19 protein-coding genes are annotated in these 17662 nt (G+C 44.9%); 4 read left to right on the top strand and 15 right to left on the bottom strand.

Annotation, left to right across the window (positions count from 1 at the left end):
- Window positions 1-305 precede the first annotated feature (305 nt).
- From FTU69_RS11080 to FTU69_RS11065, 4 genes are all read left to right on the top strand, one after another.
- Complete coding sequence (locus FTU69_RS11080) at window positions 306-1511, top strand: S9 family peptidase (protein WP_180103886.1); 1206 nt, start codon at window positions 306-308, stop codon at window positions 1509-1511.
- A 97-nt stretch (window positions 1512-1608) separates the two neighbouring features.
- Window positions 1609-2382: a glucose 1-dehydrogenase gene (locus tag FTU69_RS11075; RefSeq protein ID WP_180103889.1), complete on the top strand. Its 774-nt coding sequence runs from the start codon at window positions 1609-1611 to the stop codon at window positions 2380-2382.
- 248 nt (window positions 2383-2630) lie between these two features.
- Window positions 2631-3956 (top strand): ISNCY family transposase, encoded by a 1326-nt coding sequence (locus FTU69_RS11070; RefSeq protein WP_180103885.1) that lies wholly within the window; start codon window positions 2631-2633, stop codon window positions 3954-3956.
- 156 nt (window positions 3957-4112) lie between these two features.
- Window positions 4113-5057, top strand: coding sequence for a tRNA-dihydrouridine synthase (locus FTU69_RS11065; protein WP_180103884.1), 945 nt, complete (start codon window positions 4113-4115; stop codon window positions 5055-5057).
- A gap of 83 nt (window positions 5058-5140) precedes the next feature.
- On the opposite strand, the gene FTU69_RS11060 is transcribed toward FTU69_RS11065, so the two are convergent.
- From FTU69_RS11060 to acnD, 15 genes are all read right to left on the bottom strand, one after another.
- On the bottom strand, window positions 5141-5545 hold the full coding sequence (locus tag FTU69_RS11060) for an NUDIX hydrolase (protein ID WP_180103883.1): 405 nt from the start codon (window positions 5543-5545) through the stop codon (window positions 5141-5143).
- A gap of 74 nt (window positions 5546-5619) precedes the next feature.
- Entirely contained in the window at window positions 5620-8085 is a 2466-nt protein-coding gene (locus FTU69_RS11055) for an AI-2E family transporter (protein ID WP_180103882.1), read from the bottom strand.
- 180 nt (window positions 8086-8265) lie between these two features.
- Window positions 8266-8631 (bottom strand): 5-carboxymethyl-2-hydroxymuconate Delta-isomerase, encoded by a 366-nt coding sequence (locus FTU69_RS11050; RefSeq protein ID WP_180103881.1) that lies wholly within the window; start codon window positions 8629-8631, stop codon window positions 8266-8268.
- 93 nt (window positions 8632-8724) lie between these two features.
- Window positions 8725-9069: a zinc ribbon domain-containing protein YjdM gene (locus FTU69_RS11045; protein WP_016659847.1), complete on the bottom strand. Its 345-nt coding sequence runs from the start codon at window positions 9067-9069 to the stop codon at window positions 8725-8727.
- Between the two features lie 110 nt (window positions 9070-9179).
- Window positions 9180-9536: a DUF488 domain-containing protein gene (locus FTU69_RS11040; protein ID WP_005175875.1), complete on the bottom strand. Its 357-nt coding sequence runs from the start codon at window positions 9534-9536 to the stop codon at window positions 9180-9182.
- 4 nt (window positions 9537-9540) lie between these two features.
- On the bottom strand, window positions 9541-9987 hold the full coding sequence (locus FTU69_RS11035) for an SRPBCC family protein (protein WP_180103880.1): 447 nt from the start codon (window positions 9985-9987) through the stop codon (window positions 9541-9543).
- 133 nt (window positions 9988-10120) lie between these two features.
- A complete protein-coding gene (locus FTU69_RS11030) occupies window positions 10121-10501 on the bottom strand; it encodes a ribonuclease E inhibitor RraB (RefSeq protein WP_016659844.1) in 381 nt (126 codons plus the stop codon).
- Window positions 10502-10665: 164 nt separating this feature from the next.
- A complete protein-coding gene (locus tag FTU69_RS11025; protein WP_168396991.1) occupies window positions 10666-11331 on the bottom strand; it encodes a pseudouridine synthase in 666 nt (221 codons plus the stop codon).
- Between the two features lie 533 nt (window positions 11332-11864).
- Window positions 11865-12170 (bottom strand): VOC family protein, encoded by a 306-nt coding sequence (locus FTU69_RS11020; RefSeq protein ID WP_278251963.1) that lies wholly within the window; start codon window positions 12168-12170, stop codon window positions 11865-11867.
- Window position 12171: 1 nt separating this feature from the next.
- Window positions 12172-12261, bottom strand: coding sequence for a VOC family protein (locus FTU69_RS14895; protein ID WP_278251962.1), 90 nt, complete (start codon window positions 12259-12261; stop codon window positions 12172-12174).
- Between the two features lie 573 nt (window positions 12262-12834).
- Window positions 12835-13095, bottom strand: coding sequence for a hypothetical protein (locus FTU69_RS11015; protein ID WP_016659841.1), 261 nt, complete (start codon window positions 13093-13095; stop codon window positions 12835-12837).
- Between the two features lie 95 nt (window positions 13096-13190).
- Window positions 13191-13412, bottom strand: coding sequence for a hypothetical protein (locus tag FTU69_RS11010; protein WP_005175863.1), 222 nt, complete (start codon window positions 13410-13412; stop codon window positions 13191-13193).
- 284 nt (window positions 13413-13696) lie between these two features.
- Window positions 13697-13840, bottom strand: a complete 144-nt coding sequence (locus FTU69_RS11005; RefSeq protein ID WP_075167893.1) for a zinc ribbon-containing protein — start codon at window positions 13838-13840, stop codon at window positions 13697-13699.
- Window positions 13841-14195: 355 nt separating this feature from the next.
- Complete coding sequence (locus tag FTU69_RS11000) at window positions 14196-14537, bottom strand: hypothetical protein (RefSeq protein ID WP_180103888.1); 342 nt, start codon at window positions 14535-14537, stop codon at window positions 14196-14198.
- Between the two features lie 476 nt (window positions 14538-15013).
- Window positions 15014-17620, bottom strand: coding sequence for a Fe/S-dependent 2-methylisocitrate dehydratase AcnD (gene acnD, locus FTU69_RS10995; RefSeq protein WP_127800825.1), 2607 nt, complete (start codon window positions 17618-17620; stop codon window positions 15014-15016).
- Window positions 17621-17662 lie beyond the last annotated feature (42 nt).

Here is a 17662-nt window from a genome sequence, read left to right as displayed (position 1 = left end):
TTAAGTTCTTTATCCGACATAGACACCAACATATCAAACCGTCCGCTAAGAAAATTGCAAAAGTGCATATTCTAAAAGCGGACATTTTTACTTTGGAGAAACCGGACATTTCTACTTTGGGCTTACAATAGTATTTCGTATAACGTGTATTATGTTAATTTTAGAAAAATTTTATAATCTTTGTAGAAGCCTTCAGCCATTACTCTAAAAACTTAGGCTCATACCGAATTTTTAAGACTTTGTTTAAAAAACTAGATAAAGCTGATACATTAAAAATGAGATTATAAAAAAGAAAGATGGTGTCAGTGATGAAAATTAAACATCCCATTCTAAAATTGGTCCTAAGCTACCTTTGCTTAAATTCAACATATGCAATAGCCTCTCCTGTCTTTCCAAATAACAATAAAGTCCAAACATCTAATATCTCTAGCAAAACGCCAGGAACAATTTTATCTATACAAGAAGAGAATACCGGTCTATTTACGAATGCTTCACAGCGGTTCTTAATCACTTATCGTAGTCGCGGAGTACAGTCTGAACCAATTGTCACTTCAGGATATCTTTTACTGCCTAAAGCTAAAGTTCCTCAAGGAGGTTGGCCTGTCCTTGTTTGGGCTCATGGCACAACTGGTGTAGCAGATACTTGTGCCCCTTCCGGAGATTATGCCGGTGGCCCAGTCCATGTCTATCAACAAATTGCTGCGAAAGCACTAAATGCCTGGCTAGCCCGTGGATATGCAGTTGTCGCACCTGATTATCAGGGGTTAGGTACTCCAGGTGGACATCCATATATGAATGCACAAAGTCAGCTGCACACTGTCGTGGATGCTGTCCGGGCCACCCATCATTTACAACCCTATAAGTTTAGTAAAAACTGGTATGTAATGGGGCATAGCCAAGGCGGTGCAGCATCTCTGAAGGTTGCAGCGGACGGTCAGAAAGACGCACCTGAATTTAATCTGCGTGGAGCAATAGCACTCGCACCAGGTGGGTATCAATATGAGGGAATTGCTGAATATGTTGCCAGTAATCCGCAAATCACTACCGATGTTGCCGCATTTTTTCCAATCGTGCTTCTGGGAGCAGAAGCAGCAGATCCTGGCCTTGCTCCAGCAAATTTAGTTAGTCCGGACATGGGGGTAATTCTTAATTCTGCACGTAATCGCTGTTTGTCAGAATTACAATCTGATCTCAAGGCAGCACCTAAAACAGTCTTTAAACCGAATGTAGATTTGACACATTTGACAAATTATTTAAAAAAACAGTCTATTGAGAATATGACACCTAGTGTGCCTCTGCTAATTGTACAAGGTGATAAAGACCAGCTTGTAGATTACCGTGGTACTTATGCTTACTATCAGCAAGTATGTAAGAATCAAAAACCTATTGCCTTTCACCCAGTCAAGAATGGAGATCATCGTGACTCTTTAAGACAAAGTGAATTCCTGATTGGAAGCTTTATCAATTCAGTTGAACAAGGGAAAACTATCAATACCTGCAATTCAAAATGATACGGTAGGCTTAGGATTTTGAACTCAAAATAAAGCTATACAGTAGAAGATTAAAATATTTCGAGTTTTAATATATAAATGGAAATAAATCAAAATGATGCCGCAAAGTTTATTATCCCTGACGAATAAAGTAGCACTTGTAACAGGCGGTGCAGCAGGTATTGGGAAAGCCAGCGCTCTCATTCTTGCTCAAGCAGGCTCGGACGTTATGATTGCCGATTTAAATTTAGACGCAGCTAAACATACAGCTGAAGAAATCAAGAAGTTGACTGGACGCAACATAGAATATGTTGCATGCAATATTCTGCAAGATGATCAATTGGTCAATGCAGTGAATAAAACAATCGAAACCTTTGGTCACATTCACATCTTAGTGAACAATGCTGGTGGTGGTGGCGGTGGCCGTGAATCTCCTGATCAAATTACCGTAGATACTATAGAACGTGATTTTCAGCTTAATGTGTTTGCTGCTTGGCGATTGTGTCAACTCGTCGCACCGCATATGAATAAAGCGGGTGACGGCTCAATCATAAATATCAGCTCTATGAGTTCAATTAACAAAAGCCCTGCTATGAGTGGATATGCATCATCAAAAGCTGCTTTAAACCATATGGTCGCTAATTTGGCACATGATTTTGGTCCAAATATACGTATTAATGCTGTAGGTCCTGGAGCGATTCGTACCGCAGCACTAGAAAAAGTACTGAAGCCTGAGATTGAAAAAACAATGCTTTCTCACACACCATTACAACGATTAGGTGAACCCGAAGATATCGCGAGAGCTGTGTTATTCTTTGCCTCACCTATTTCATCATGGGTTTCTGGACAAACCTTATTTGTAAATGGTGGTGGTGTACAAACACTTGATTAAAGAGTGCTGTCTAAAACCTAAAATTCTTATAAATTGAATATGAGGTGCAATCTGTATTTGGATGCATAGCAACTGGCTTAAAGTTGCTACACAGGTCTCAATCCCCCCATTTAACATAATGGCGATTATGCGAGATATAAATGTAACTCCAAAATAGAAATGTCCGGTTTCTCCAAAGTAAAAATGTCCGCTTTTAGAATATGCACTTTTGCAATTTCCTTAGCGGACGGTTTGATATGTTGGTGTCTATGTCGGATAAAGAACTTAAACGATTGTCGGTCTTGCAGGAAATCTGCGATCAACGCATAACTCAATCCCAGGCTGCTCAGCTACTTCATATTTCAGAACGTCAGATCAGACGCTTACTGCAGAAATACAAAGCCCAAGGTCCAGCTGCATTAGCCCATGCCGGTCGTGGCCAAATCAGCAATTCTAAACTTCCTGAAGAACTCAAACTCAAGTGCCTCAATATTGTTTCTGACCAACTCCATGGTTGCGGACCCACTTTAGCGCATGAAAAGCTCACCACCGTACATGGATTCGATCTTTCAGTAGAAACCCTGCGTTCTTGGATGATTGCAGCTGACTTATGGATGCCTCGATCCAAGCGCCTGAAACGACCGTATCAGCCTCGTTACAACCGGGATTGCTTTGGTGAACTGATCCAAATTGATGGCTCACACCATGACTGGTTTGAAGGACGCGCTGCTAAATGCTGTCTACTGGTGTTTATCGATGATGCTACAGGAAAATTGCAGCATTTACGCTTCTGTGAGTCAGAATCAACCTTTGACTATATGATTTCAACACGCTTATATGTCGAACAGCACGGTAAGCCTTTAGCGTTTTACAGCGACAAACATTCAGTCTTTAGAGTGAATCAAAGCAGCAAGAAAGACACCAAGATTACCCAGTTTGGACGTGTACTCAGCACCCTGAATATCGATATCATCTTCGCTAATTCACCGCAGGCCAAAGGCCGTGTGGAACGGGCCAACAGAACGCTTCAGGACCGTCTGATCAAGGAGATGCGCCTGAAAGGCATCTGTTCGATTGAGCAAGCTAATGTCTGGCTACCCTGCTTCATTGAGCAGTTCAATCAGAAGTTCGCCAAGATGGCTTTTAATCCTAAGAATCTACATCGGCCTATCACTGAAACAGCCGAAGAGTTAGATGATATTTTTACTTGGCGTGAACCCCGCAGAGTCACGAATAGCCTGACGATTGCTTATGATAAATGCGTATATCTCCTGGAAAACACGGAAGAAAACCAAAGGTTGATCGGTAAGTATCTTGAGTTCCTGGAATACCCGGATGGTACTATAGCCATCATGCATAATAGCCGAAAGATCAATTACAGCCTCTTCGATAAATTAAGTCAGCTGAATCAGCGAGAGATTGTTGAGAATAAACGGTTGGGTGCTGTTCTTAATCATATCCAACAACAGCATGAAGAACTGGAACAGCAAAACAAACGCAATCGTTCTCAAAAGATGCCAAGCAGACGTGCACAGAAAACAGCAATTCAAGAACGAAATCTAAATCCTGTGCTTGACTTGGAAATGTCCATATAGGACATTTCTATTTGGTTATTAGGTAGGACATTTCTACTTTGGAATAACAATAAAGGCTAAGCCTTAGCTCACTCCACAATACTTCCAAGACCTTTTCCTAGACATCTCGGTAAAAAAAACGTATAACACCGTTTTTCAAATTAACAGGTGAACGCGTTGAAACTTGTGCTTGCACCCATGGAAGGCTTAACCGATCCGATCATGCGTGATGTCCTCACGTCTGTCGGCAGCTTCGACTGGTGTGTGACTGAGTTTATTCGGGTCACCGACTCAATCCTGCCCGATCATATCTATCACAGCTATTGCCCGGAATTATTGAACGGCGGTAAAACTGCGGCTGGCACCCCAGTGCATGTGCAGTTTCTAGGCAACAACCCGGACATGCTGGCTGCCAATGCAGTCAAAGTTGCAGCCATGGGCGCACCAGCGATTGATCTGAACTTTGGCTGTCCGGCCAAAACCGTAAACCGTCATCGTGGCGGTTCGGTTCTGCTAGATGAACCGGAAGTGGTACATGAACTGGTCAAAGCCGTGCGCGATGCCGTGCCGGCACATATTCCGGTTTCTGCCAAAATGCGCTTAGGCTATATGGATCGTAACTTCATGCTCGACAATGCCCATGCCATTGAAGATGCAGGCGCCTCCTGGGTCACGGTCCATGCGCGCACCAAAGCCGATGGTTATACCCCACCAGCCTTTTGGGATCAGCTGGCCCCGATTCGTGAAGCCTTGAAGATTAATGTGATTGCCAATGGGGAAATCTGGACCAATGCCGATGCCAAACAATGCCAGTTAGAATCGGGCTGTGAAGATTTAATGATTGGTCGTGGTGCCGTCACCACCCCTGACCTCACCCAATGTATCCGCCAGAACTCTGATGCACCCTTACTGAGCTGGCAAGATCTGCTTGATTTGCAAATCCGCTTTATTCACGGTCCGGCCAAAACCGAAATTGGTATGCTGGGGCGTTATAAACAATGGCTGGGCATGATGTCGAAGCATTACCCGGAAGCCAAAGCGCTGTGGGATGAGGTTAAACGCATCAAAAAGCTGGATGAAATTATTGCCACCCTGCAAGTCTCGCAACACACGACACTCTAAACTGAACATTGTCGCGGCTGTTTCACAGTACTTGTTACACAGCCGTTTGATCACTTTTGTGCAATCATCTTGCAAGCCGCAGCTTAAAAACTCCGGCTGATGACATTGCCCTGAAAATTCAGACAATCCTCCACCCGAGTCCGCTGTACCGGCGCCAGTTGCGCCAGATCAAACCAGCGATATTCATCATGTTCATCACTTAACTGAATCTGTGCATCTTCCGGTACATGACAGCGAAAAATAAAAGCATGGGATTGCACCGCTGCATGAAAATACACACCCGATAAATATGCCACCTGCACCTGACAGCCAATTTCTTCCTGACATTCCCGGATTAAGGCCTCATGGATGGTTTCCCCCATATCCAGCGCGCCGCCCGGTAAGCCCCAGACCTGATCGGCATAGGTAGCTTTAAGTAACAGCACCTGCTGCTGGGCATTACAAATTACCGCATGCGAACTTAAGCGATAAAAATCATGAAAAGCCAATGCGCTGTTCTCCATTTTTTAAATAATGATCTGGCGGCCATACAAACAGCCGTATGTGGACAAGGATGCAATCATTAGGAATCTGTCACCACGGCCTGACTTAAATCGGCCTGCCCCAAACGCTGGATTTCCTCCAGCTTCTGTTTGCGTAATCGCTCACTGCTTAAGGTCTCCTGTAAATCCAGCGCCAGTGCTTTCAGCAAATCCAGATCTTCTTCAGACATCTGCCGCACCTGCTTGTCCAGAATACATAAGCTGCCTATGGCCAGCCCCTGTTTGCTTTGAATTGGCACCCCGGCATAAAAACGGATTTTCTGTCTGGCCAGATGAGGATACTGCCGGAAGCGTGGATCACGCTGAATATCTTCAATAACCAGCGCTTCATTCTGATAAACCAGATGGGTACAAATCGATTCTTCACGGCGCTGCGCTGCGTGGATCGGCGACTCCACCGCTTCTGCCAGCGGACTGGCCGGAGTATGCACCTGCCCGGCATCGACCAGCGAAATCTGGGCATATTTCACATCAAAGGCCTGCCGTGCTTCTTCAATATACTGGCTGTAAATTGGCAGTAGTTCCGGCTGCAATAAATCCAGTTCATGCAAGGCCTGCAAGCGTTCAGGCTCATTGTCATGCAGCAGTGCCGCCGCCGGATTTTCCCCTTGTGCCATCAGCAGCATATCCATACTCAGCATCAGTTCATTCACACTATTTACCACCGCTTCCGGCTGAAACAGGCGCTCAATCTCATCACGCAAATGCGTCGACTGATTGCCCAGCAAGGCAAACACCAGTTTGATCTGCGGTTTTAGTGTGCGTATCCGGTGGTTCAACAGGCGGATTTGCGCCATCGGTTGCTGATGAAAAATAGTGATACAGATGATGTCGGTCGATTCCGGCACGGCACTCAACACATCCGAGCGCGATTGAATCAAGGCATCGGCATGGCTACAGGCGGCAATCTTTTTCAGGTTCAGACCATGGGCCAGCATGGCAGAGGCCAGCACATCCACCTCCCAACGTGCCCCCAGACACATGACTTTGGGGTTGTTCAGTTCGGTCTGTAGCGGATATTGCTGCTGAAATTCATGATTAAACCGTTTTAAACCCTGATGCATGCGCAAACGGTGTTCGGCGCTGGCCTCGGTATTATGGACCTGCGAAAACAGGCAAATCGCAGGAATCGCCACTTCATCATAGAAATTATTGATTTTCCGGACCAGCGCTTCTTTATTCGTTTTTTTCGGCAGCTCCTGCTGGATATATGCATTAGCCACATCCAGCGCATCATGTACTTCATCGGCCACCAAACGCTGATAAAAACGTTCGGGCGGTGACAGCACCGGGGCACTGCCAATTAACACTTTGACAAAGCCCAACGCCGGAATATAGTGCGACAGCACCAGCAAACAGGCCGTTAACGGTGTTGATAAAATCAGCCCAATCGGCCCCCAGATTAAGGTCCAGAAGGTGGCAGCCAGAATAATCGACAAGGTGGTCAGGCCAGTGCTTTCACCATATAGCCACGGCTCAAAGATGTTATTACTGATCAGCTCCAGCAGCAGAACCAGGCCCAAAGTCCAGAGGAACATATTCCAGCCCGGATCCACCGCAAAGGCCAGCGTTAACGGGAATACCGCAGAAATGATCGGGCCGACATAAGGCACAAAGCGCAGCACCACCGCCAGCATGCCCCACATGATCGCCGCAGGCACGCCAATAAACCATAGTCCGGCTGCCATCGGAATACCATAGGTGACATTGACCAGCAATTGCATACGCAGATAGGTACCAATGCGCTGGCCGGCTTCATCCAGTACATCGGTACCAATATTCAAATTACCGCCAAGCAGACGCAACAAGCGGTCATGCAGATCTTTACGGCTAATTAAAATCAGCACCACAAATAAAAATACGATACCAATGGTGGCAATCGGGCTTAAAATCTTGCTGCCCCACTCCATGGCGGCATCGGAAGGACTTTGCTCCAGTCCGACCACCTTGACATTCTGCACACCCTTTTCCTGCTCGACCTGATTGATGCCTTCAAACGAGCTTTCCACCGTATCGAAAGTGGTTTTGGCCCCATCCCAGGCGCTAGGGCCAGAGGTCAGTGATTTCACCGTATTCAGTTTTTGCTGAATGGTGTCCTGATATTGCGGTAATTCCTGACTTAAATCCTTGAGCTGAAAACCCAGATAACTGCCCAGTCCAGCCAGCACACTAATGGTGAAAATCATAACAATGGCAATCGACGGCAGCTGTGGCAGCCCCCATTTTTTTAGCCGCGACACCAGCGGTTCCAGTAAAAACGCCAGCAAAATAGCCAGTGCCAGCGGAATCAGCACATCCTGACCAAAATACAGCGCCGCAATAATCACCGCACTAATCACAAAACCGGCCATCACCCGGACAATATTCTGGGTTTCAATATCCCGCTTGACCCAACTGACAGCAGATTTTTCCGGCTTCCAGTGATGGGGACGCGGCGGCTGCGCTTCGGGCTGGAGCAGACCCGGTTTATTGTTTTGTTTTCGCATGGCTGGGCACATCCTGTTGCTCTTTATTTATTATGTACGAGCTTCGGTTATTTATTTCAAATAGATTCCTGTAAAAAAAACGCCTAATTTCAGCAAGAAACAGCACAGAAGATGAAGATGGGAAATTTTGAAAGCAGCAAAATGGCACATACGCAGCTGTGCCATTGCAAGGGAAAAATATTAAGGATGAATGATGGCTTTGCTGTAAATATCCGGGTCCATTTCCAGAATTTCGACACACAGTTGCAGCGTCAATTCATTCTGTGGCGGCAGATAATCCTGCAACACTTCCAGCACGATCCGGGAAATTTCCTGCTTTAGGGCGGTACTACGGCCTTTTAAAATCGAGATTTTGGCATGCACATAGGCCTGTGCGCTTTCATCCAGTCCAATCACATAGTCCTGCTTGCAGATGGCGCGACTTTTAATATCAGAGGCATTAGCAAACAGGCCATTCTCGACCAGCGTCCGGTTGATACGACTGAGCAAAGGCTTCATTTCAAGCGCCTGCAGCTGATCTGAATATTCAAGATGGATATGTGGCATCAGCCTTCTCCCGATATGGTACAGATGTGATCTTAAAAATTCAGGGTTTTACCCTGCTTCAAAGCAAGATAAAACCCAAGAGAAACAGTGCGATTATGCTTTTTTCACATATTCCGATTTCAGTTTAATTGCGCCAATACCATCTACTTTACAGTCAATATCATGACCATCTGATGCTTCTGGCAATAGGCGGATATTTTTCACTTTGGTACCCACTTTCACCACAGAAGATGAACCTTTAATTTTCAGGTCTTTAATCACCGTCACGGTATCGCCATCGGCCAGTACATTACCATTGGCATCTTTAATGATGGCGCCGGCCTCGGCTTCTGCCTGCTCCCCTTCTTTCCATTCATGTGCGCATTCAGGACAAATCAGCAAGTCACCATCTTGATAGGTATATTCGGACTGGCATTTTGGGCAATTCGGTAAAGACATAAAAACCTCGAAACGAGCAAAATAAAAAATATAAAGGTCTACTATAACATTTATATTTTTCATCACGTTAAAATCCCTAACCGGTTTAGGGATTAATAACAATATTTGTGTTATTTGCCCGGGTGTTCCAGCAGCTGTTTAAACACCTGCAGATGATTATGCTGTTCGTTTTCTGCTGCGGTTAACAGGGTAATTGGTCCCTTCTGCGCCAGTTGCCGGATTTCCTCCACCGCGTCCAAATGCTGCTGCAACTCTTGCCGATAACGCTGCTGAAACTCCGGCCAGTGCCGCTCAGTATCTTCATGGAACCATTTACGCAGTTCGGTCGAGGGGGTTAAATCCTTCGGCCACAGGTCAATCTGGGCATCGGCTTTTTTGATACCGCGCGGCCAGATCCGGTCCAGCAGAATCCGGGTACCGTCCTGCTTGCTTACAGCCTGATAAATACGTTTGGTAGCAATGGGCATGGTTTTACTCATCCGGAATGTCAGGGGTCACCAGCAGGCTGAGTAAATCCAGACATTCCTGCCAGCCCAAATAACAGCCATCGACGGGAATGGCATCGGGCAGATTGTCCTGCTGAATCCAGACTTCGGTTCCGACCGATACCGCCTTAAACTCAATTGTGACCTGAATCAGTCCGGGTAAATCTGGGCTATCAAACTCATCCTGATAACGCAGTCGCTGCTCGGGAATCACTTCCAGATACTGCCCGTGAAAACCGTGGCTTTTGCCCGTGCTCAAATTACAAAAGGCAATTTTATATTGACCGTTGACCACGGGTTCAAACTGTTCAATCTGCACGGTAAAGCCATGTGGCGCCATCCATTTGACTAAAGCATACGGATCGACAAAGGCCCGATACACCCGTGATAACGGCGCCTGAAATATACGGTGTAACTGTACGCTGTGTTGCATGACGTCACCTGTTTACAGCGAATAATTTTCAGTCTACGCCTTCTGCCCTGGGCCTGTGTATGACTTTGGTTGAAGCGAGCGTAAAGCAAAAAAGCATGCGCTCCGGCATGCTTTTTTGTACTAGAAAATGGGGTTAAACCGGATAGTTTTCTTCTTCGTCTTCATCATCATAGACATAGGCCATGCAGCCCCAGCCATCATATTCACCCTGGAACTGGTTGGCGATTTTGGTGAACCATTCTTCCAAGTCGACAATATCGGCATAGGCCGGTTCCATATAAACATAAATGGTAATAATCCATTCGGTCACACCAGAATCATCATCCTGAAATAAAGAGATTTTTTGTTCTTCATTTAACAGAAATAAGGCACAACGTTCAGCCTGTTCCTGGTCGGTAAAGGCAATCGAATATTCAATTTCATGTGCCTCGTCCAGATCATCACCATCTTCATGCATTTGCCAAAGTACGTTGCCGTTGTCGTCATCTGGAAATTGTTCATAATCGCGTGACATCATTTTGTCCTTGTTCTGTGTTGTTGTTCTACTGGTCAGCTTACCCTAATTTTGTTGCAGTTCCGAGATAGAGCACTTAATTTTTTTCTGTTCTATCATCCTGATCTCTATCCGGATCGGCAATCCCCTGTTTTGGGGGGCGCACTCAAAATCAGATCAACTGCTTAAAACGGTACCTGTCCACGAATTTCAACCGCGGTACCGCTTAAAGGCTGGGTAAAAGCCAGATAACTGGCATGTAAGGCCATGCGTTTTAGGGCACTGCGCGCAGGTTCCGGATGATACAGCTTATCGCCGGTAATTGGATGTCCGATATACTGCATATGCACGCGCAGCTGGTGTGAACGCCCGGTAATTGGAGTCAGCAATACCCGGCTGATGTCCATCTCGGCATTATAGTCCAGTCCCTGATATAAAGTCTGTGCCGGCTTACCCAGTTCAAAATGCACCATCTGACGCGGCCGGTTTTCCCAGTCAGTAATTAAGGGCACTTCGACTTTGCCCTCACCGTCGAGTTTGCCCTGTACCAGGGCAATATAGTGCTTGGTCACGGTGCGCGCCTGAAACATTTTACTCACTGCTACTTCTGCATCGCGATGTTTGGCAAACATCAGAATACCCGAGGTGGCCATATCTAAACGATGGGTAATTTTGGCCTGTGGATAGCGCGCCAATACGCGTAAATAGGCACTGTCCTGATGCTCCGGCAACCGCCCCGGCACCGACAGCAAACCTGCTGGCTTTTCAATCACCACCAGATCATCATCTTCATAGACCAGGACCAGAGGCTCTTGCGGCGGGCAATATACAAAGTTGTCGTTTAAAGGCATGACGGTACGGCCTGGGAGTCGAAAGCGGGCAAAATATCAAGCGGCCAATCTGCTGTCAATCTATTGAGAAGATAGATATTTAATCTGGAAGCTACTGGAGAGAAATAGTTTTTATTCTCTGGTTTTTCGAGTTTGATTTTTATAGTTTGTTGTTCTGGTCATGCACGGAATTTTTAGGGTGTCAGGGAAAACTTGCTGTTTACTTCAACTATCATCACGTTGTACGTCATGATCTTATAGCCTATAAACTTCTGATCTATAGCGTCCTAAGCCGAATCGAGACCTTTTGGGTGAGTACTGCACTCGCGTTTTGCGCCGCTGACAGCATGCTACTCTTTTCGATCCCGTCACACCCTTGAGAGATATAGTAGTCAAAGCCTGCCGAAATTGTTTTCCGAAGATCAGTCAATTTAAAATATTTTCAGGAAATTTTCCCTAATAAAGCTTAATCACAAGAAATTTTTATACACTAGGTTAAATTCTTCATTTTATTTTGCAGAAAATGGCGATTTTAAGAGAATTTATCCAAGTGATTATGATGACTCAGGCAGCGGCTGCATCAGTTGAATTAAATTACCGCAGCCATCTTCCAGCACGGCAATTTTCACATTGCCAGCCAGCATCGGTGCTTGAGTAAAAACCACACCTAGCGCGAGTAAACGCTGATATTCTGCCTCAAGATCGTTGACCTGAAATGAGGTATAAGCAATACCATCTGCCTTGATGGCGGCTTTAAAGGCTTTCGCTGCGGGATGCACATCTGGTTCTAGCGACAGTTCTACACCATCTGGCTGCTCGGGAGAAACCAGCGTCAGCCAGCGATACTCACACCGGCACATCCTATTTTAGCTGAAAACCGAGTATCTGGGTATAAAACTGCAAGGCTTTTTCCTGATCATCGAGCATAAGACTGGTGACATAAATTTTCATTGTTCTGCTCGGTAGTTTTTATTTTTATAGCATAGCTGCTTTCAGTACCCTGTAGGATTCTGGCAAATAAAGTTGCGATAACTGAAAGGAAAATGAAGGTGATTTGAATGAATGCAGTGAGAGAAAAAATAAACAGGTTTATAAGAATGGAGATGTTGAATTTTTTATTTTTAAGGGAGCGGGAAATACTTCAACTATTAAAACTTGGTAAGTTCTAACTTTTTGCCTATAAACTTCTGATCTATAGCGTCCTAAGCCGAATCGAGACCTTGTGGGTAAGTACTACACGCACGTGATACGTTACTGGTAGCAATCTACTCTTTTCGATCCCCTTTCACCCTTGAGCAATAGAATAGTCAAAAGCCGGCGGGATTGTTTTCCTAAGCTACGGCGTTTTTTCATCTTTTTGATAATTTTTCTCACATCAAACGGTTTAGATAGAATTTTTTATTTTCAAGCTGCCATAATCATGATTCTTTTTCATGATTCCGTATTTTTCTGGAATATTCAGGCATAGATTATTCTGCCCGGTTCAGGACATTGCAGATCTTTAATCGTGAGGTATCGAGCTGTTTAAAATAACTGTCCTTGAATGAGCTGGGCGCTAAACCACCAGCCACTTAAGGCTGACATGCCACAGAGCAAATTGGCCAAGACTTTATTCAGTTTAGATAAGGTCGATTGATAAATTTTGATATTCAGCATGTAAGCCAGCACGGCATAAACCACCCCAATGGCACCACCAAACAGCACCAGCAGCAATGGCCAGCCCGCCAGCAGATGCGCCTTGACCGGCAGTTGAGTATAAGAATCGGCAGCTTGAGAGTTTGACATGGCTTTGCTCCTGATGATTTTTCTTTAAAACCAGCATCCACCCGAAAGTGGATGTGGCGCTCCTAGGAAGCATCATGAAGCAAAAAACAGGCCAGTTATTTTAAATACAGCCAGCGGGTATAACGGTTGATATAGGCATTCAGCCCATCGCCATATTGGGCCAGCTGTTTCATATTCTCGACATGCTGCACACCGGCGCTGGCATAGCTATAAGTATAGACCCTGCTATTTTTACGGAACTGAACCCGAATAAACTCTTGACCAATTTCATAATTGGCCACACCAGAGTCATGGTTAAGATCAAGATAATGTTGCAAAGACTGCACCTGAAATATGCTATATGTCTTATTCAATATGAGGATTAATGGCTATTTTTCAAACAAAACCAAACAATAAACACCTTAATTTTTATTATTCCTTTTCAATAAGATAGAGCCTTAAATCCAACCAATTTGTATCTCGATTTTGCGTTTTCTTTTTGTAGGGCTTCAACTGTTCTAACACCGCGAAAATTCAGCATTTTTGATTGATCCCATTAAAAAGCCCTATCGTGTGATAGGGCTTTCATTCAAACAGAGGGTAACTGTTTGAGTGCTGTTGCTTAGGCATTCTTATTGTTAAATTGATTGCCTTGGCATTTGGTACACGGGGGTAAACGGTCTGTACCAATTTCTAAGTAAACGCGATGTCCGCATTGGACACAAAAATAGAAGCCTGTTCCTGGCTTGTCGCCTGCAGTTACCATCTTTGTTCTCCGTATGATTTAGAAATGGTCTATTCAGTATAACCAATCTGTGATGATTGTCTATTGTCCATTTCGACGAGTGATGATGGCGTTTGGGCGAAGGATAATTTTGATAGAAAATTAAGCTGGCTTTATAGAAATTTAATAAGAAATTTTTCCAATTTGAGTTGTAGATGCTAATTAATTTGGTATTAAATCCCGCAATCAGGAAAAGATTTTTTATTCTTATTTAATTTTTAAAATATATTTCTAATTCTATAAACGCTTATTTATCTCCCGTAATACCTATAAGTCTGCAAATCTGTCTTCTATAAAAAAATATCCCATTCAAAAATGGGATATTTTTTAAACCAATTTAGCAATTAGGATCGATAACAAAATTGGTTTGACTGAATTTCTGCCATGCCCCTGTCGCAGCACCATCAACAACAAGAATTGAGATAATGCCCCAGTCGACCAGAATGCCTAATAAGGTGGTTGGGTCAAATGTCTTTTGAGGTGTGATGCTCGTGGTTTGGCAGCCTGGTTTTTCTGCCTTAATTACATAATTTTCTTTCTTCTTAAAAGTATAAACAGCACTACGCTGGCCCATATACTCTTCATTTACATATAGCCTGGCTAATTCATCATTACTACGAATATTTACAGTCTGTGTTGAACCATTAAACATCGTGGCACAGCCTGTCATAAACAACATAACACTCGCTAAAATTACAGCAGTTAATTTTCCCATAAACCCCTCATCAATTGCATTTTTACAAAAACGCTATTGCAAATTACAAAAAGAAAACAAACTACACTTTTCAATTAAAAAATTCAATTAATTTATTGAATTTATTTACTTTTTTAATTATTTTAAATTTAGTTTTATATATTTCTAATAAATTCTAAATCGCATTCAACCTTTAATATATTTTAAATAATGAATAGGGAATCAGCCTTAATATCGACCACTGGACGTATGACAGAAGTCCACTTTTTAATTCAATTTTAAAACCTCCTTCGAATCTTCTCTGTAAGCACCAATAAAAAACGCCCCAATGTACATTAGAGCGTTTTTAAACAATTTCAATAACTTTAATCTCCCCCTAACCCTGAGCCATACATGGCATAAGAAAAAAAGAGAAACTCCCTCCTTTCTTAAAGGAGGGTTGGGGAGGATTCATTTAATAATTAAGCCACATTCCCTTCCAAGAAGTCCTGCGCAAATCGCTGTAACACCCCACCCGCTTCATAAACTGACACTTCTTCTTCGGTATCTAAACGGCAGGTTACTGGCACTTCCAGAATCTGGTTTTTACCATCAGCCGTGGAACGCTCAATCACAAGTGTTAAAGTCGAACGAGGTGCAATATTACCAATCACGCTATAAAGCTCAGTACCATCCAAACCTAGAGTTTTACGGTCTGTGCCCGGCTTAAACTCAAGCGGTAACACACCCATCCCAACCAGGTTAGTTCGGTGAATACGCTCAAAACCTTCTGCCACAATCGCTTCAACACCAGCAAGGCGTACACCTTTAGCCGCCCAGTCACGGCTTGAGCCTTGGCCGTAGTCTTTACCGGCAACAATAATCAGCGGCTGTTTACGATTCATGTAGGTTTCAATCGCTTCCCACATCCGCATTACTTCGCCTTCAGGCTCGACACGCGCTTTAGAACCTTGCTTAATGGTACCGTCAGAACGTACCACCATTTCATTAAACAATTTCGGGTTGGCCAGCGTTGCACGTTGTGCCGTCAAGTGATCACCGCGGTGGGTGGCATAGGAGTTGAAATCTTCCTCAGGCAAGCCCATTTTCGCCAGATATTCACCTGCCGCCGAATCCAGAATAATTGCATTCGATGGTGATAAATGGTCAGTGGTAATGTTATCGCCCAAAATTGCCAGCGGACGCATATTGGCTAATGTACGCGGTGCAGCCAGCGCGCCTTCCCAATATGGTGGACGGCGAATATAAGTACTTTGCGGACGCCAGTCATATAGCGGACTTGCCGCCTGCTCCACTTCGCCCAAGTCAAACATTGGAATATAGACTTTCTGGAACTGCTCAGGCTTCACCGAGGTTTTCACTAATGCATCAATTTCTTCATCCGACGGCCAAATGTCTTTCAGATAAATTGGATTACCGTTCTGGTCGGTGCCCAACGCATCTTTTTCGATGTCAAAACGGATGGTACCGGCAATTGCATAGGCAACCACGAGTGGTGGAGATGCCAGGAAAGCCTGTTTTGCATAAGGATGAATACGACCATCAAAGTTACGGTTGCCCGACAGCACCGCAGTCGCATACAGGTCACGGTCAATAATTTCCTGCTGAATCTTTGGATCAAGCGCACCTGACATCCCGTTACAGGTGGTACATGCATAAGCCACAATACCAAAACCGAGTTTTTCTAAGTCTTTCAGTACACCGGCTTCTTCCAAATACAGCGCAGCCGCTTTAGACCCCGGTGCAAATGACGACTTCACCCATGGTTTTCGTACTAAACCAAGTTCATTGGCTTTACGTGCAAGCAAACCTGCCGCAACGGTATTACGTGGGTTTGAGGTATTGGTACATGAGGTAATCGCGGCAATGATGATGGCACCATCTGGCATCAAACCATCGGTACGCTGTTCAACAATACCGGCAATGCCTTTTTCTTTTAAGTCACTTGTGGATACACGTGCATGTGGATTGGATGGCCCTGCAATATTACGGGTTACCGTTGATAAGTCGAAACGCAGCACACGTGGATATTCCGCCTGTGTCATGTCGCTTGCCCAAAGCCCAATTTCTTTGGCATAGGTTTCAACCAGTTTGACTTGTTCTGGCTCACGACCGGTCAGAGTCAAATAATCAATGGTGTTCTGATCAATATAGAACATCGCCGCGGTTGCGCCATATTCAGGGGTCATGTTGGAGATGGTGGCACGATCACCCACTGACATGCTGTCCGCACCTTCACCAAAGAACTCTAAATAGGCACCGACCACACGTTCTTTACGCAGGAATTCAGTTAACGCCAAGACGATATCTGTTGCAGTAATGCCCGGCTGACGCTGACCAACCAATTCCACCCCAATAATGTCCGGCAGACGCATCCAAGAAGCACGGCCAAGCATCACGTTTTCAGCTTCTAAGCCACCCACACCGACTGAAATCACGCCTAGCGCATCGGTATGCGGGGTATGCGAGTCTGTACCCACGCAGGTATCCGGGAATGCTACGCCATCACGGTTTTGAATTACCGGTGACATTTTTTCCAGGTTAATTTGATGCATGATGCCGTTGCCTGCCGGAATTACATCGACATTTTTAAAGGCTGTTTTGGTCCATTCAATAAAATGGAAACGGTCTTCATTACGACGGTCTTCGACTGCACGGTTTTTCTCAAATGCATCCGGATCAAATCCACCGTATTCCACCGCCAGTGAGTGATCGACAATCAGCTGGGTTGGCACCACCGGATTGACTTTGGATGGATCACCGCCCTGATCGGCAATGGCATCACGCAGACCGGCAAGATCGACCAGTGCCGTTTGCCCCAAAATATCATGACAGACTACACGTGCTGGATACCATGGAAAATCATGCTCCTGCTTGCGTTCAATCAGCTGGCGTAAGGACTGCTCTAAAATGGCTGGATCACAACGACGCACCAACTGCTCGGCCAGCACTTTGGAGGTATAAGGAAGTTTGGCATATGCGCCTGGCTGAATATCTTCAACGGCTTGTCGCACATCATAATATTCTAGCGGGGTGCCTTGCAGCGGTTTACGGTAGTTGTTATTCATAGCGTACCTGCCTTGTTCTGACTTCTTCTTTCAAAGTTTTGT

The organism is Acinetobacter sp. YH12134, assembly GCF_013418555.1.
In the GTDB taxonomy this organism is placed as follows: domain Bacteria; phylum Pseudomonadota; class Gammaproteobacteria; order Pseudomonadales; family Moraxellaceae; genus Acinetobacter; species Acinetobacter indicus.
This window is presented reverse-complemented; position numbering and strand designations above follow the sequence as displayed.

Excerpts from the sequence above, each read along its gene's own strand:
- FTU69_RS14895 (WP_278251962.1), bottom strand. The coding sequence starts at position 12,261 with ATGAAAATTTATGTCACCAGTCTTATGCTCGATGATCAGGAAAAAGCC.
- FTU69_RS11035 (WP_180103880.1), bottom strand. The coding sequence starts at position 9,987 with ATGCAACACAGCGTACAGTTACACCGTATATTTCAGGCGCCGTTATCA.
- FTU69_RS11055 (WP_180103882.1), bottom strand. The coding sequence starts at position 8,085 with ATGCGAAAACAAAACAATAAACCGGGTCTGCTCCAGCCCGAAGCGCAG.
- FTU69_RS11075 (WP_180103889.1), top strand. The coding sequence starts at position 1,609 with ATGCCGCAAAGTTTATTATCCCTGACGAATAAAGTAGCACTTGTAACA.
- FTU69_RS11070 (WP_180103885.1), top strand. The coding sequence starts at position 2,631 with ATGTCGGATAAAGAACTTAAACGATTGTCGGTCTTGCAGGAAATCTGC.
- FTU69_RS11045 (WP_016659847.1), bottom strand. The coding sequence starts at position 9,069 with ATGTCTTTACCGAATTGCCCAAAATGCCAGTCCGAATATACCTATCAA.
- FTU69_RS11025 (WP_168396991.1), bottom strand. The coding sequence starts at position 11,331 with ATGCCTTTAAACGACAACTTTGTATATTGCCCGCCGCAAGAGCCTCTG.
- FTU69_RS11020 (WP_278251963.1), bottom strand. The coding sequence starts at position 12,170 with ATGTGCCGGTGTGAGTATCGCTGGCTGACGCTGGTTTCTCCCGAGCAG.
- FTU69_RS11030 (WP_016659844.1), bottom strand. The coding sequence starts at position 10,501 with ATGTCACGCGATTATGAACAATTTCCAGATGACGACAACGGCAACGTA.
- FTU69_RS11050 (WP_180103881.1), bottom strand. The coding sequence starts at position 8,631 with ATGCCACATATCCATCTTGAATATTCAGATCAGCTGCAGGCGCTTGAA.
- FTU69_RS11005 (WP_075167893.1), bottom strand. The coding sequence starts at position 13,840 with ATGGTAACTGCAGGCGACAAGCCAGGAACAGGCTTCTATTTTTGTGTC.
- FTU69_RS11040 (WP_005175875.1), bottom strand. The coding sequence starts at position 9,536 with ATGCCCATTGCTACCAAACGTATTTATCAGGCTGTAAGCAAGCAGGAC.
- FTU69_RS11000 (WP_180103888.1), bottom strand. The coding sequence starts at position 14,537 with ATGTTGTTTATGACAGGCTGTGCCACGATGTTTAATGGTTCAACACAG.
- acnD (WP_127800825.1), bottom strand. The coding sequence starts at position 17,620 with ATGAATAACAACTACCGTAAACCGCTGCAAGGCACCCCGCTAGAATAT.
- FTU69_RS11015 (WP_016659841.1), bottom strand. The coding sequence starts at position 13,095 with ATGTCAAACTCTCAAGCTGCCGATTCTTATACTCAACTGCCGGTCAAG.